Raw genomic sequence first — 15,705 nt, 5'->3', positions numbered from 1 at the left:
CCCGCGCGCTATTTCGCAAGGATATCCTGCACGCCCGGCCAGCGCTTGCGCGCGCCGGGCAGGTATTTGGCCGGGGCCGCAGCAAAGGCGTCGCGGGTTTCCTCGCGGCCGAACAGGTAAAGGCGTTCGCCCGTAATGAGCCACAAACGCGGATTGCCGGCGAAGGCGACGCCGCGGGCGACGTCGACGGGATCATAGCCACCGAATTGCGGACCGTAGATGTCCGGATGCGCGGCAAAGGACGCGCGGTTACCCTCATTGCGGAAGCGCCAGACGGTGCCCTCTTCCGACATTTCGAAGTCCGGCTGCCCCAGCGTCGGGCGGCCTTCGGTGAAATAGGCCACCGGATCGAAACCGCTGATCGCGAGACCCGTATATCGGTCAGTGACCACGCGCTCACTGGTCGCAGCCTGCGCGCCCGCCGGGACCAGAGCGGCCGCCAGCAGCAGAATCAAGGCAATTCCACGGCTCCAGCCTGACAATTCCCGCCGTTGTGCCGTCATAGTTGATACCGATAGTATAGGGAGTCGGGGACAATGACTGCAGAGTTAAACCGTGCTTCTCAGCATCCGGTTAAAGCCGCGGTCGCAAATTTGAAATACCAGGGGTTCTTTTCATGACCTTCGCATCACGCCTGGCAGCGGTCGCGCTAGCCACGTTCACGCTCGCCTTCTCGCCGGCTTCTGCGCAGCAACCACCGCGCGGCCAGGCCGCACCGGACACCTATCGGTCCGAAGAACTCATGACGGCCGGACACCGGTTTTTCGGCAACGTCTCGCGCGGCCTCGCTTCGGTGATCGAAAAGGCCGTCAGCCAGTGGGGGCTGCCGAACGGCTATATTCTCGGTGAGGAAGGCAGCGGCGCGATTGTGGCGGGCCTGCGTTACGGCGAAGGTACGCTCTATACGAAGAATGCCGGCGATCTGCGCGTCTACTGGCAAGGTCCCTCGGTCGGCTTCGACTGGGGCGGCGACGGCGCCCGCACCATGACGCTGGTCTATAACCTGCCCGCCACCCAGGCAATCTATCAGCGCTTCGCCGGTATCGACGGCTCCGCCTACATCATCGGCGGCTTCGGCATGACGGCACTGACGGCCAACAACGTCGTGCTGGTGCCGATCCGTTCGGGTCTCGGCCTGCGGCTCGGCGCCAATATCGGCTATCTCAAATATACCCCCAGCGCGACCTGGAACCCGTTCTAACCTCTTCGATCGGAAAGGCGTGCGATCAAGCGCTTCTGAACGGCTGAATAAAGGTTAACGAGGCGTTACGCTGTCTTTGCCGGCGGTGCCATGGCATGCTAACCGCTGCATTTTGAGAGCGTGGGAGCATTCGTCATGGTTGAACCGATCATGTATCTGGCGATCGGTTTTCTGATCTCGATGCTGTGCGGCCTGATGATCATGCCGCTGGTGCATAACCGCGCCGTCCGCCTCACCACCCGCCGGCTCGAAGCCGCCACGCCGCTGTCGATGGCGGAAATCCAGGCCGACAAGGACCAGCTCCGCGCGGAATTCGCGATGGCGGCACGCCGGCTGGAAATGAGCGTCGACCAGCTCAAGAACAAGACCACCAGCCAGCTCGCCGAACTCGGCAAGAAGTCCGACGCCATCAACCGCATGAAGCTTGAGCTCGGCGAAAAGAACGCCACGATCTTCGCGCTGGAAGCCCGTGAAGCCGCCGTGAAGGAAAAGCTCGGCCTCACCGAGGCCGACTTCACCAGCAAGACGGAAGCGTTGCGCGCCGCCGAAAAGGCCCTGAGCGACAAGCAGAGCGAACTCGCCAAGCTGAACCACGACCTCTCGGATCGCTCCATGGTGGCCGACACCCGCCAGGTCGAGCTCATCGCCGTGCGTGCGCAGGTCGAGGAATTGAAGGGCCGTGTCGGCGATGCCGAAAAGGAATTCGCCAATACGCAGCACCGGCTGGAGCTGCAGCGCGGCGAGTCCGACACCGCAACGCGTGAACTCACCGAGGCGCGCGCGCGCGTCGAGAATCTCAGCCAGCGCGTGACTGATCTCGATCAGCAGCTCACTATTCAGGTCCGCGAAGCCGAACAGCTCGGCGCCCGCGTCACCGATCTCGAGAGCCAGCTCTCGACCCAGACCAAGATCCTCGCCGAGCGCGATTTCGAGAACAGCCAGTTGCGCCAAGCCAATGACGCCGCCGAACAGATCGCGCGCGACCTACGCGTCGAGCTCGCCGCCATGAACGGCGCCAAGGGATCGCCCGTCATCGAGAAGCTGCGCGCCGAGAAGGCCGCGGTGGAGACCGAGCTCGCCGCCGCCCGCGAGGAGCGCGCCAAGCTGCAGCGCGACCTCAACGGCGTCCATCAGCAGGCCGAGAGCGCATGGGCCACCGAGCGGATGGAAAACGCGCTGCTGCGCGAGCGCATCAACGACATCGCCGCCGAAGTGGCCAAAATGGCGATGACACTGGAAGGGCCGAATTCGCCCATCGAGGCAATTCTGGCCGCTGAACCGGCCCCAACAGCTCAGCCGCGCCCCGCCAATGACGCAGGTTTCGCCCCCAACAGCACCCTCGCCGACCGGATCCGGGCGCTGCAGTCCCACGCCTCCCGCGCCCCGCAGCCGGGCTAAATCGCGGGCCTGGAACCCGGATTGGCCGTCCGGCCGGACGGGGAGACTTATTGTGCTGACTTGCGGCAGGGTTTGCTTGACACCCCCGCCCCCTATTCCCTAAATCGCGCCATTGACGTCAGTCCCCGCCGGGCCATTACCGCCCGGCCTTTTGGTCTGTACGGCATCCCGGGCGCATAGCTCAGCGGGAGAGCGTTCCCTTCACACGGGAGAGGTCCAAGGTTCGATCCCTTGTGCGCCCACCATCTAACAGCTGATTTTCCTTATCTTTTTTGAATTGGGCATGATCGTTCTCGGCAACTGCCGGCAGAACGATACGCAAACATCACGCATCCAATCGGGGAAAAACTGCGGAGTTTGTTCCGGGAACGTTCATGGCAACACCACACGTCATGAACTCGCAGCAACAGCTTCGCACACACCGACCAGGTTCGAATCTTGGACTCGTAAGCACCGATACCGACATTCGTTGATGGTGGCCATCTGACGCGAACAATCCCTGCGTCCCGAACGCTGTGTACACCCTTTAAGCTATTGATTTTTCTCACTGTGACAGGTGCTACCGCCACGTTTTGTTCACGGACGTCTCATGCAATTCGTTGCGATATCGTTGCACCGTTCTCAGAGAGAACTACAGTAGTTGCCTTGGTTCATTGGGCAACGCGCCTTATGGGAGTTATCCTGATGGCCGTCGAGAATGACGGGCACATTACGGCGATCCCGGCAGCAGCACCTCTTCGCCCAGCGAATAAGGCGAGGACGCCGAAAGCGTATCTGGCCTATCACGTATGAAACTCGCTCCCAGGCTCGCCGCCGTTGCCCACAACATAACTGGGGTAGCGATCTCGGTCGATGGCTGTACCGCGAAATAGCAGCATATCTGGCCATCACGCCAATGGCGTTCCAGTAATGCTCAAGTCGCTAGCAATGTTGCCGCGCAGCCGGAACACCGAGCGATTCGGCAATCGAGCTGACCACTCGTGTCTGGCAGAGCGGCTATCGCACCGAGACTTTCCGAATCATCGTCAGTAACCGCGGGACGGGATGACGACGTTTCGCAAAGGCTGTCCGCTCAGCCATCTCGTCAGGTTTTCTAGGAAGATAGCCGAACTCGCCGCCGTATATCCAACGGAACTGTCCGACGAGACATGGGGGAAAATCGCAAGATTGGGCACGTCCCAGAGTTCGGACTCGGCAGGCAAGGGTTCCTGCCGGAAGACATCGAGGACCGCTCCCGACAAGTGCCCCCGGCGCAAGGACTCGACCAGAGCCTCTTCTTCGATGACGTCGCCACGGGAGATATTGACCAGTCCAACTCCTGGACGCAGCCGGGCCAATTCGGGCGCGCCGATGACCCCTCGCGTTTCGGGAGTCAGCGGACAGGAAAGGAGCAAGAAGTCGACCTCGGCGAGCGCACCGCGAAAATCTGCAGGCGTATACATGCGGTCCACCGCCGGGTGTGGTGCGCCATCTCTGCGGACGCCCCATACCTCCAATCCGATGCACTTGGACGCCTCGGCGGCGGCGCCACCCAGCGAGCCTACGCCGAAGATCATCACAACCTTCCCACGTATCGGATCGCCAAAGGTCCGTTGCCATGATCGGTCGCGCTGCAAGCTAGCATAGTGAGGCGCGCGGTTGTTCAGCATCAACAACGCCATCATCGAGAACTCGCCTGCCCGCGTACCGTGAATGCCCCGGCTATTGGTCAACACGGCCGAGTCCGGAAGCCAATCCAGCGGCATGAGCTTCTCGACGCCGGCGTTGAGGGAGTGGACGATCGCAAGCTGCTTCGCGTGCCGCTTCAATCTTTCCTTATCGATCTGGCCGCCGATAAAGAAGGTCGCCTTCTCCAGCGACGGGATATCGGGCGTGTCAGTCGTGGCTTCGACCACATCGATCCGGGGAAATATTTTCCTGGCGGATTCACTGATGCTTTCGGCATCGATGCGGTGAACCGGCTCGGCGTCCCTCGCATTCTCGACATAGATGAGGATTGATTGAGCGTCAGACATTTTTCCACCAGGCAAGTGTACTGAGGGCCAAAGCGAGTTGCGCTTCGGATGCGCGCAAGGCGAGAGTGACCGGGTCGTTGTTCTCATTTTGCCGGAGGCTCCCCGCCAGAGGCGGGGCCGCGAACCCGAAGACCGAGCATCGCGCGCGCGGCCGTTCAGCTGCCCTGCGCCGCCGGGCAGCTCTCGGCTAATGGATTTCTGGCTCGGGAGTAGCAGGCCCCCTCTCGAGGAAGGAGAAATCGCAGCCTTGATGGGCTTGCGTCACCTGGCTGCTATAGATCGCGCCATAGCCTCGCGCGAAACGGGGGGGAGGCGCGGTCCACCTCGCTCGGCGCGCGGCAATCTCCTCGTCGCTGACGAGGAGATTGAGCTCGCGGCTCGCGACGCTCAGTTTGATCCGGTCGCCGTTCTGGACGATGGCGAGCGGACCGCCGACATAAGATTCCGGCGACACGTGCAGGACACACGCCCCATAAGAGGTTCCACTCATCCGAGCGTCGGAGATTCGAACCATGTCGCGGACACCCGCGGCGAGGAGGCGTTTCGGCAGCGGCAGCATGCCCCATTCCGGCATGCCCGGGCCGCCGACCGGCCCGACATTCCTCAGGACCAGAATCGTGTCAGCCGAAACCTCCAAATCATCCCGGTTCACGGCATCGTTCATCTCGCCATAGCTGTCGAATACGAGCGCGGGACCGACGTGCTCCCGCAGGTGGGCTTCGGCCGCATGGGGTTTGATCACCGCGCCTTCGGGAGCCAAATTCCCACGCAGGACGACTAGCCCGCCGCGATCCTCGACGGGCTCTTCCAGCGTCTTGACGACGTCGTCGTTGAACACAGCCGCACCCGAAATGTTGTCCATCACGGTCCTGCCGTTAATGGTTGGCCGATCGGTGTGGAGCATGCCGGAGATTCGGTTCAGCGCCGCCAGGATACCCCCAGACGCATAGAAATCGTCCATCAGGTAGGAGCCGATGGGCTGGATATTCGCGATGACGGGCGTTTTCTCTGCGATGTCGTTGAAATCGTCCAGTGACAGATCGATGCCGCTCCTGCTCGCCATCGCGATCAGGTGGATCACGGCGTTAGTGGAACCGCCCAGGGCCATCAATGCGGTCACCGCATCGAGATAGCCCTCTCGCGAGAGGATCTTTGACGGCTTCCTATCCAACCAGGTCGCCTCGACGATGGTGCGGCCGCTCTCCGAGCACAGCCTGATATGCTGCGAATCGACGGCGGGGACAGACGAGAAGCCCGGCAAGGTCAGGCCCAGGGTCTCCGTCAGGGCCGACATGGTGGAGGCTGTCCCCATGGTCATGCAGGTGCCTGGCGAGCGGTTGATGCTCTGCTGGATGGTTTCCCATTCCTGCTCGGAAAGCAGTCCGGCGCGACGGTCTGCCCAGTATTTCCAGCTGTCGGAACCCGAGCCCATCGTCTTGCCGCGATAATGGCCTCGGATCATCGGGCCGGCACAAACAAAAATAGTGGGTAGATCCATGGAGATCGCCCCCATCAGCAGCGCGGGCACGGTCTTGTCACAGCCTCCCATCAACACGACGCCGTCGACGGGGTAGGAGCGCAACAGCTCCTCGGTTTCGAGCGCGAGAAGATTGCGATACATCATCGTCGAAGGCTTCTGGAACGGCTCGGACAACGAGATCGCGGGCAATTCGATGGGGAAGCCGCCGGCTTGGAGCACGCCTCTTTTGACGTCGTCGACCCTCGTTTTGAAGTGCTGGTGACAGGGACTGATGTCGCTCCAAGTGTTCACGATACCGATGACGGGCTTACCGAGATATTCCTGCGGGGAGTAGCCCATCTGGCCAGCGCGGCCCCTATGTCCGGAGCCGCGCAAATCGTTGGCTGCGAACCAGCGCGCACTCCGCAGGTTCTTAGCCGAAATCCGTCCGTTACTCATGGGAAACTCCCGACAATATGGGCTCTTGCCGTGCGCCGGGAAAAGGCGGTGCGGCGCGGTTTTTTCTATTGAGCAGTTATAGCGTCGGGCCGATGCCGGCTTGCAGGCCAGTCCCGCTTCGGCGCCGGGGCCTGTTGGCAGGCCCCGGCGCCGAAGCGGTCCAGCCCAAGATCTCGAAGCGCTCGATCACGAGGCGAGCCGGATCGAATCATGACCTTCTGACAAAAAGGGCAGGCGCGGCGGGCTCCTCCTCGATCAAAAAGCGAGTACGAAGCTCTTGCGCCCAAACGTCCCAGGGCGACCACGGATGACGGCTGGGCGACATCGCTCGCGAGGACATGAAGCGGCGCATAAAAAAAACGTGGCCGGAACCGGCCCCGTTCTCTTCACTTGTCGCGGTGCTGCGTCACTTTACTGGATCCAGGCATTCCAGCGCTCGACCAGCATTGCTTGGTTGGCGTTCAACCAGTCCAGGTTCGGCTCGATCAGAACGGTGGCGGCGCCCGCAGCGGGCAATTTCGTCTTGGCCTCCGTGCTCAACAAAGCGAGCGCGGCGTCGCTGGGCGGGACCACACCGGTTAGCTCTGAATAGCGGGCCTGGATGTCCGGGTTCTCCATGTAGAACTTCAGCAGTTTCAGAGCCGCCTCGCGGTTCTGGGCTCCCTTTATAACCTGCAGGCTGTCGCCGATCATGAACGCTTGATTGAACGAGACTTCGATTGGCTGTCCTTCGTCGCGAAGTGTGTTCGCGCGGACCGCAAACAGCATGCCCAGCACATAGTCACGGTTCCTGAAGCCTTGCTGGCTCTGGTCACCGGTGCGCCACCAGAGGTCGATCTGTCGCCGGATCGTATCCAGCTTCTTGAAGGCGCGATCGACGTCCAGCGGGAACAGGTTCGACGGGCTCACGCCATCGGCCAGGAGAGCCGCGGCCAGCACGCGCCAGGGATCGCCGAAGCTCGGCAGCGCCCGACGCCCGGGAAATTTCTCGACGTCCCAGAAATCCGCCCAAGACGAAGGCTTCGCGCCCGCGAAAGCCTCCTTGTTGAACACCATGGTCGTCGCATTCCGCGAAAAACGCAGCCCGGCGGCGCTACACGTCCCGGCTGACAGCTTTGGGCTGCCAACGTATGGCGCACAAAATTGCGACAGATCCTCGGTGATGGCGCGGTTGCCGCTGGAGGCTGCCAGGATCTCATGGTTGTTGAAAATATCCCATTCGACCCGCCCTGCGCGGACCATAGCGGAAGCTCTTGCCCTTTGTTCCGCGTCGGTGGCGACCACGCTGATCACCTTGATTCCAGTGGCTTTCGTGAAAGGGTCGAACCAAGCCGTTCGCAGCGCACGCTCGAAGGATCCTCCCGCCGTCGCAACGACCACCCGCTCTTCTGCTCTGGAAGGCAGCGTGCCCAAGAGCATGCCACCGATCAACGCGGTCGCGACCAATGCGGACCGGCGCAGCACTCCACAACGATACCTGATCGACATTATCGCGATCCTTTCATGGGTAAGGGAAGTTCAGATGGAGATAGGCAGGATCAATCTTGAGGCGCCGGCCGGCGCATTCTTTCGACAAAGAACATCAAGAGGACGGAAATCAGCAAAATTACTGACGATACTGACGCTATTACGGGCGTGAGATTGTAATCGATGTCCTCAAACAGCTTTCTGGTGATCGTCTTTCCTTCGACGCCAGAGAGGAAGAACGACACGGTCGCCTCGTCGAAGGATGCGAGGAAGGCGAAGATTGCGCCGGCGGCGACACCGGGTGCGATGTTGGGCAGGACGATCAGCACGAAGGCCTTAAACCTCGAGGCCCCACAGCTCAACGCAGCGAATTCGAGACTGGGATCCAGCTTCTGCAATGAGGATGTGACCGTGATCACGACATAGGGAACCGACAACATCGAATGGGCGATGAGGAAGCCCAGGAAGCTGCCGGTCAGCCCGACCGGCGCGAACACCAGGTAAAGCGCGACGGCTATGACAATGTGCGGCACGACGAGCGGCGCGAGTGTCAGGACCTGCAATGCGGAGGCAAACCTCAGGCTTCCCTTGACCAGGGCAAGCGAGGCCAGAGTCCCGATGACCGTTGCCATAACCGTCGTGGCGACTGCGATCTTGAGGCTGAAAACGAACGAGGCCATCCATGCCGGGTCCGTGATCAGTTCTCTGTACCACCGCAGCGAGAAAGAGCGGGGCGGAAACTGGATGAAGGGCTCGCTTCCCAACGAGATCGGGATGATCAGCAACGACGGGACCATCAGGAAAACGAGAACCGCCGCCGCATAGGCGTTGAGGGAAAGGCGTCCCCAATTGATCGCTTTTCGGGATTGCATCGATCAGGCGCCTTTTCCGATGCGGAGGAAACGGCCAAAGACGGACACCAGCCCGAGGGTTGCGGCCAGGAGGATGCCTGCCAATGCTCCGGCAAACGGCCAGTTCAGCAGTTCCGTCGTCTGTTGGGCGATCAGGGTGGCGATGGTCATGCTCTGCGGGCCGCCGACCAGAGCGGGCGTCACGTAGAAGCCCAGCGCCAGAATGAACACGATGATCGTTCCGGCGTAGACACCTGGCAGGCTGTTGGGAAACACGATCCGGAAAAAACTGCTGATGGGCCCGGCGCCAAGGTTCCTGGCTGCCCTGTCGAGTTCGGGCGGGATCGCGGACAACGCGGAATAGATCGGCAAGATCATGTATGGCAGGAGGACGTGTGTCATCGCCAGCATGACCGCGGCGTCGGTAAACAGCAATTTTAGCGGCTCGCTGATGATCCCTGCATCTATCAGGGCCGTATTCACGATGCCCTTGCGCTGAAGCAGCACGATCCAGGCGTAAGAGCGGACGAGAACGCTGGTCCAAAGCGGGATTAAGACGCAGGCAGCCAAGTAAATAACGCGTCTTCCCTTCTGGCGCGACATCACCAGTGCAACCGGGTAGCCCAACAGGAAGCACATCGCCGTGACGACACATGCCGTCCGGATCGTTCGCATCAGCACGCTGAGGTACAAGGGCTGCGTGAGGCCCTTGGCGTAGTGTTCGAACGTCAGATCAGGCGCGAAGAGGCTCTCGAAGATCAGCACCAGGATCGGCGTGACGAATGCGCCGGCGAGAAGCAGGATCAGGGGCAACAGGAGCGCGAGGGCCAGGGCGTTCGGTAAGGTGCCTCCGCTTGAAGCTGCCTTGGAGACGGCTGGCGAACTCATTCGGCTCGCTCCGGGAAAATCGCGACCATCTCGCCGGAAAGCCGCAGCGAAACCGCCTCGCCTTCGTCGAGATAATCGCGGCCGGCCGACTGGACATCGACGCGCGCGCCGCCGGGGAGCCGGACGACGTAGGTGGTGTAGGACCCCACGAACACGACACTCTCGACGATCCCGTGCAGCGCATCAGCGGTGCCCCGGATCACGTCGATGTTCTCCGGACGAACGGAAATCTCGACGGCCTGACCGAGCTCGGCATTGCTTGATGCCATGTACCGTTCGCGCGGAACCGTCAGCCTGAGGGACTGAACGTCGATCGTGAGGCTGTCGTGAAAAACAGCTGAAACGGTGCCGGCCAGGAAATTCGTCTTTCCCACGAAGTCCGCGACGAAGCTGCTGCGCGGGGAGGCGTACAGACTCCGGGGATCGCCGACCTGTATGATCCTGCCGTGGTTCATCACGGCTATACGGTCGGAAAGGGTGAGGGCTTCTTCCTGGTCGTGCGTGACGTAGACGATCGTCAGGCCGAGATCGCGGTGCAGCCGCTTGATCTCGATCTGCAGGTCCTCGCGCAACTTCTTGTCCAGTGCTCCGAGCGGCTCGTCCATCAGGAGAACCGGGGGCTCGAAGACGATCGCGCGGCCGACGGCTACGCGCTGCTGCTGCCCGCCCGAAAGCTGCTGAGGGAGCCGGTCACCATAGCTTTCCAGACGGATCATGGCGAGCGTCCGGGCCACCTTGGACCGGATCTCGTCCTTGGAGAGGCCGCGCATCTTGAGCGGAAACGCGATGTTCTGCGCGACCGTTAGGTGCGGGAAAAGGGCGTAGCGCTGAAACACCATGCCGATGCCGCGCTTGTTGGGTGGCACATGGGTGAGATCGCGCCCCGCCATCGTGATCGCTCCAGAGGTCACCGTCTCGAAGCCTGCCAACATCATGAGCAACGTCGTCTTGCCGGAACCCGACGGTCCCAGCAAAGACATGAACTCGCCGGGCTTGATCTCGCAGTCTATGCCGCGTACGGCCTCGACTTCCCCGTATCGCTTATAGAGATTCGTAATCGACAGGTCGGCGCCTCTTACAGCGCGACCTTCCATCCGCTCAGATGCCAAAATCCACCCCTCTCGACTAGCGATCGCGCCCGTTCGGGGGCCGCGTAATCTGTCTCATCGCTGCGAGGGGAAAACAGTAGGCCGGGGTAGAACCAGTCAAAAGGCCAGTTCATTAGATTCGTTCAAGCCAGATTGCCTAGTCGGACGGGCCGACCACGTCGATCGGCGTTGTTGTTGAGCGGAAGCTGTCGACTGCGCCACGGCTCTAGATGTGACTAGGCTGCGGCAAAGGCGGTCTCGCAACCCAAGTCGACGGTCCGTTCGATGCGTCACGCGTAACGCCCGAGCGCCTCAGAAGCCTCGCGAGGAATTCGATTTTTTCGGGAATCGTCTTCACATCCATACGCCCCGTCCCAAGGACGATCCCCTGTCGACGCGGGGTCGTCAGGTAGAGGCTCGACATATCGAACGCCGGGATTCCGACCGAGCGCGCAAGCCGTGCGACGTCCTTGTCTGTCAGAGTCCCGCCTGCGGCGACCAGCCAGGCCGGCAGGAACAGGCTGGGCGATTGAATGTCGAGTTCGAACCTGCCGGCGGCCTTGAGAGCGATTTCCTGCTTCGTCAGATATTGCCGCTCACTGTAGATTTTCTTCATTCGCCGGATATGCGATTCGAGATGGCCTTCCTCGATGAAGGTGGCGAGAACCGGCTGCGGCATCAGCGGAGGAAAATAGTCAATATAATAACGCGCTGCTTCGAGCGCTAAGACGACATCTGGATGAGCTATGATGTATCCGATCCGCAAATGAGATCCGATCGATTTCGAGAATGTGCCCATATAGGCCACCCTGTTATTGCGGCCTAGGCTGAAGAGCGGAAGTATCGGCTGTCTGCCGGACACCAGCTCGCCATCGTAATCGTCCTCGAATATCCAGCCGCCCGTGCGGCTAGCCCAAGACAACAGCTGCATTCGCCTTTCGAGCGACAACGTAGCGCCTGTCGGATAGTGATGGCTCGCCGTCACGAGCGCCGCCCGAGCGTCGAACGCCAGGTCGATGCCGAGCTCGACGTCCAACCCCGCCGCGTCCACGTCCACCGGAACCAGTTCGAGGCCTTGTGCGCGTGCCAGCAACGCAGCCTTCGGCCTACCCGGGTTTTCGACGATCAGCTTATTACCGGGATCGAGCAGAACACGCATGAGCAGGTCGAGCGACTGAGTGGTGCCCGACGTGATCAGAACCTGGTCACGAGAGCATTGTATGCCGCGCGTTCGCTGCACAAGCCTGCAGATGGCCTCGCGCAGATCGAGATGCCCGGACTTCTGGGGCGACGCGCCCAGGAGCTTTTTCCCGCCGCCCCAAATTCGCGAATGAATGCGGTTCCAGATCTCTAACGGGAAAAGCGAACTGTCGGAAGCGCCGACGATCTGAAGCGGATCTGCCTCGTCCCGGGCTCTCATTTCCGTCAAGTGCTGGCCGAATGCGCTCAATGGCGGCATCGAAAAGGTCGCAAGGTCGTTGTCGCGACGGAGCCTCCCGTCGGGAACCATGTCCGCAGGGAGCTTGGCCACGAAGGTCCCGACACCATGCTCACTGAAGAGCGTGCCTTCGTCGACGAGATGGTCGTAGGCGGTCGCCACGGTATGGCGCGAGCATTTGATCTGGTTCGCGAGAACTCGGGGCGATGAAAGCAACGTCCCCGGCGTAAGCGCACCGGCGTCGATCAATCGCTTCAGCTCGTTGTAGATTTGCCGATAGAGCGGCACCTCGCTGCCATGTGCGATGTCGATGCCAGTTAGAAGCGAGATCTGAGATCTATGGCAAGGTGATTTCCTGCCGTTCTTCAGAGCAATTCTTCCATTACGGTCGGCGCTGATCATGAATTTTCGCTTCTATTCACGCGATCACGGGGCGGCGGAAAAGGCGGCGCTCTCGAAGATTCCGCCGATCTGACGTCTGGTCCCCAGGTGAACGGTCGACAGATCGGAACCAAATGATTTTCTTGACACAAGTATGGATCAAATGGTTCGAAGGCGTCAAACGGCAATATCGAGGAGCGCGATGGCACCTGCCGAGTTGAGGCAACTGCATCGTGAACTTATCGATTCGGTGCGGCGATCACCGGCCCCAGCGGCGTGCTGTCCGAAGCGGCCGACATGGAAGGCTATCTGACCGATTGGCGCCGCAGGTACACTGGTGACGCTCTGATCTGACCGGGCTTTTTTGGACCAAGCTTTGTGAGAAAGTGAGCTTGGAAAGGAGCTTTGGTCATGCCGAAGAAGAGGTTCAATGCGGAGCAGATCGTGGTTCTGCTACGCCAGATTGAAGTGTTGATGTCGCGGCGCCGACATTCCCGAAACCAACGATTGCCGCTCGGTCCCCGGTCTTATATTCCGCCCATGGTCGCATTGGCATTCCTGGAATCTCTAGGCTGAGCAGGCGCGTGTGGGACCAGCGCCGCGTCCGACATGTTCAGAGCAACCCGTCAGAGCAATTGCGACGAGAGCAATGGCAATCAATCTTTCCACGATGATTTTCTCGCAGGATATTTCATTTGAAACCATGACGGCCGAGGCCCAGCCATCATTGGTTGATCGACACCCTTTGATGCGGCAGTTCCATTAGAGGAATCTTACGAAAATCGTGGTGATCATCCTCCCGTTAAGGCGTCCGCCCTGATTGGGATCGACTTGGCTGCTGCCCGCTTTCATCCTGATTGTGCACGGGCAGCGATATAACGAACGTGCTTCCAACCCCCGTCTTTGGCTTCAGAACCACTTCACCTCCGTGGGCGCGGGCAATATCCCGAACCATCTTCAAACCGAGGCCCGCTCCGCTTCCATGGGGGTTGAACCGGTAGAATGCCTCGAAAATGGGCTCGCGCTTTGCGTCATCGATGCCGGGACCCTCGTCCTCCACCTCGATTACGCCGCTCTCATATACGCGTACCGAAATACTCCCCTTCTTGCCCCCGTGCTGGACAGCATTCTGAATCAGGTTCACCAGCATCCGATCCAGCGCGGCGGCATCTCCGTTCACCCAGACCGGATCTCCCGGGCAGTCGAGAGAGATCGTGTATCCTTCGGCGACCGCGTAGGGAGCGAGATCGGCAATCGCTTCAGCGACAATCTTGCCGAGATCGATTAACCGGCGCTCTGGCGGGTTCTGTCGGAACGTCTCGATATCAAGCAGCTGATTCACGAGAACGGCCAGTCGCCGGACGATGAGCTTGAACTTGTCCGTCTCCGGTCCCGGGTCGAGCGCTTCGAGACGGACCTGGAGGATGGCGATCGGCGTTCGCAGCTCGTGGGCAGCGTTGACAAAGAAGCGCTCCGTCAGTTCCGAGCCTGCGTCGATCCTGAGGAGAGCTTTGTTCATGCCGCGTACCATCGGCAGGATTTCGCGAGGCAGTTGTTCGCCTTCAATTTGGGTTCCTCTCGCCTCGTAGTCGATCTGGTCGATCTGGCTCGCAACCTGTTTCACCGATCTCAGACTGAAATGAATGACCAGTGGCACGCCAATCGCGGTCAGCACGATCAATGCGAGGACGGGAAAAATGACTGCGATGCCGCCGAGACGCAGAACCGCGCCGACATCGGACAGGAAGCCACCGCCGCCGGTCCAGATCGTGGAACGGCCGACTGCCGTATCGAGGTTGTCGAAACGCGAGGTCAAATAGTCAGCGCGGTCTGTCGTCCGAATGTCGATCGTCCTGATGTCGTTGGCCAATGCCATCACGGCGGAGGTGATGTCGGGTACCGGACCATAGGTCAGTTCCTCCCCGTCAGGCGAACGAGCACGGATCCAGAGGCTGGGCGAGGCCGACATAAACTCCTGCAGCTCCGCAGTCGGCGCGAGTGCAATTCGCCCACTCGCATCGCGGATCAACGACCGGGCGATCGACACGGGCAGTCGCGGATGGATAACGACGCCCTCTGACGTGGCCTTGAAGGCGAGCGCTATCCCCAACGAAGCTAAGACCAGCAGCGTCAAAGCCTGGAAAATCATAAGACCCACGGTGACGCGCCGACTAAGTGACCAGTTGCTTCTCATCGCGCAGCACTCGACTTGATGAAGTAGCCGACGCCGCGGATATTGTGGATTTCGGCACACGCCCCTGCTTCGATCAGCTTCTTTCGCAGCCGTGAGACATTGGCTTCCAGCGAATTGGAGGCAATCTCGTCGTCGAAAGTATAGACGGCGTCCTCGAGCACGTTCTTGAGGATGGTTCGTCCCGGACGTCGAAGGAGGCTTTCCAGGATCAAAAGTTCCCTTCGGGTCAGCGCCAGCCGAACGCTCCCGACATAGGCCTCGCGAGCCTGAATATCGAAGTCCAGGCGACCAAGCGCAATCTTTTGGGTTGGAATGTCCGGCGATCGTCGCAAGACCGCCCTGATGCGGGCAAGCAACTCGTCAACCTCGAAGGGTTTAGACAGGTAATCATCCGCGCCGGTGTTGAGGCCTGAAATCCTGTCCCTGGCCGAACCGAGCGCGGAAATCACAATCACAGGTATCTTCCTTTCGCTGGCTCGGAGTCGCGGAAGGAGCGTGATGCCGTCTCCGTCCGGCAATCGGCGGTCAATCAGCACAACATCATGGACATCGTGCTCCAACGCCTCGCGGGCGATGGAGAGGTTGGGTGCGAAATCGACGATGATGCCGTGCCGCCGAAGGACGGTTGCCAAGGCATCGGCCATCTCCGGCTCGTCCTCGACCAGAAGAATTCGCATCTACCGTACCCTTTGGAATCCTGACATTGCTTGGATTTACTATTCTGTTTTTCATCAGTCCTCTCAATCGGACAGAATTGCGTGATTCTTACAGTAGCGTTGCAGCCGTTGCCACCGCCTTCGCTTCCATGTGTGCAATCGTCCAACCCATTGCGCCTGAATGCGCCGGATGTCTGCTCATGGAAATGC

The 15,705-nt window shown here is 60.5% G+C and carries 12 protein-coding genes and 1 tRNA gene; 3 read left to right on the top strand and 10 right to left on the bottom strand.

Annotation, left to right across the window (positions count from 1 at the left end):
• Positions 1–8: 8 nt before the first annotated feature.
• Positions 9–503 carry a YHS domain-containing (seleno)protein gene (locus AB7828_RS30640; protein WP_176454721.1) on the bottom strand — a complete coding sequence of 165 codons (495 nt, stop codon included), beginning with the start codon at positions 501–503 and terminating at the stop codon, positions 9–11.
• A gap of 113 nt (positions 504–616) precedes the next feature.
• Between AB7828_RS30640 and AB7828_RS30635 the strand changes: the two genes are divergently transcribed.
• From AB7828_RS30635 to AB7828_RS30625, 3 genes are all read left to right on the top strand, one after another.
• Positions 617–1,201, top strand: coding sequence for a DUF1134 domain-containing protein (locus AB7828_RS30635; RefSeq protein ID WP_089267524.1), 585 nt, complete (start codon positions 617–619; stop codon positions 1,199–1,201).
• Between the two features lie 135 nt (positions 1,202–1,336).
• On the top strand, positions 1,337–2,599 hold the full coding sequence (locus tag AB7828_RS30630; RefSeq protein ID WP_441232112.1) for a hypothetical protein: 1,263 nt from the start codon (positions 1,337–1,339) through the stop codon (positions 2,597–2,599).
• A 170-nt stretch (positions 2,600–2,769) separates the two neighbouring features.
• Positions 2,770–2,844: transfer RNA gene (locus AB7828_RS30625), tRNA-Val, on the top strand.
• A 780-nt stretch (positions 2,845–3,624) separates the two neighbouring features.
• Here AB7828_RS30625 and AB7828_RS30620 read toward each other — a convergent pair.
• From AB7828_RS30620 to AB7828_RS30580, 9 genes are all read right to left on the bottom strand, one after another.
• The gene (locus tag AB7828_RS30620; protein WP_441232111.1) at positions 3,625–4,614 is read right to left on the bottom strand and encodes a D-2-hydroxyacid dehydrogenase; all 990 of its coding nucleotides are present in this window, start codon (positions 4,612–4,614) and stop codon (positions 3,625–3,627) included.
• 187 nt (positions 4,615–4,801) lie between these two features.
• A complete protein-coding gene (gene araD / locus AB7828_RS30615; protein WP_441232110.1) occupies positions 4,802–6,532 on the bottom strand; it encodes an L-arabinonate dehydratase in 1,731 nt (576 codons plus the stop codon).
• Between the two features lie 411 nt (positions 6,533–6,943).
• Positions 6,944–8,020, bottom strand: coding sequence for an ABC transporter substrate-binding protein (locus AB7828_RS30610; RefSeq protein ID WP_441232109.1), 1,077 nt, complete (start codon positions 8,018–8,020; stop codon positions 6,944–6,946).
• A 50-nt stretch (positions 8,021–8,070) separates the two neighbouring features.
• Positions 8,071–8,871 carry an ABC transporter permease gene (locus AB7828_RS30605; protein WP_441232108.1) on the bottom strand — a complete coding sequence of 267 codons (801 nt, stop codon included), beginning with the start codon at positions 8,869–8,871 and terminating at the stop codon, positions 8,071–8,073.
• 3 nt (positions 8,872–8,874) lie between these two features.
• On the bottom strand, positions 8,875–9,738 hold the full coding sequence (locus AB7828_RS30600; protein WP_441232107.1) for an ABC transporter permease: 864 nt from the start codon (positions 9,736–9,738) through the stop codon (positions 8,875–8,877).
• Positions 9,735–10,832: an ABC transporter ATP-binding protein gene (locus AB7828_RS30595; protein ID WP_441232352.1), complete on the bottom strand. Its 1,098-nt coding sequence runs from the start codon at positions 10,830–10,832 to the stop codon at positions 9,735–9,737. The genes AB7828_RS30600 and AB7828_RS30595 overlap by 4 nt, the downstream gene beginning before the upstream one ends.
• Before the next feature lie 220 nt (positions 10,833–11,052).
• A complete protein-coding gene (gene pdxR, locus AB7828_RS30590) occupies positions 11,053–12,666 on the bottom strand; it encodes a MocR-like pyridoxine biosynthesis transcription factor PdxR (RefSeq protein ID WP_441232106.1) in 1,614 nt (537 codons plus the stop codon).
• A gap of 781 nt (positions 12,667–13,447) precedes the next feature.
• Positions 13,448–14,839 (bottom strand): sensor histidine kinase, encoded by a 1,392-nt coding sequence (locus AB7828_RS30585; protein ID WP_441232105.1) that lies wholly within the window; start codon positions 14,837–14,839, stop codon positions 13,448–13,450.
• On the bottom strand, positions 14,836–15,516 hold the full coding sequence (locus AB7828_RS30580) for a response regulator transcription factor (RefSeq protein WP_441232104.1): 681 nt from the start codon (positions 15,514–15,516) through the stop codon (positions 14,836–14,838). The genes AB7828_RS30585 and AB7828_RS30580 overlap by 4 nt, the downstream gene beginning before the upstream one ends.
• Positions 15,517–15,705 lie beyond the last annotated feature (189 nt).

Source organism: Tardiphaga sp. 215_C5_N2_1 (genome assembly GCF_052076055.1).
In the GTDB taxonomy this organism is placed as follows: domain Bacteria; phylum Pseudomonadota; class Alphaproteobacteria; order Rhizobiales; family Xanthobacteraceae; genus Tardiphaga; species Tardiphaga robiniae.
Note: the sequence above shows the minus strand (reverse complement) of the source record. Positions and strands in the feature narration are given on the sequence as shown.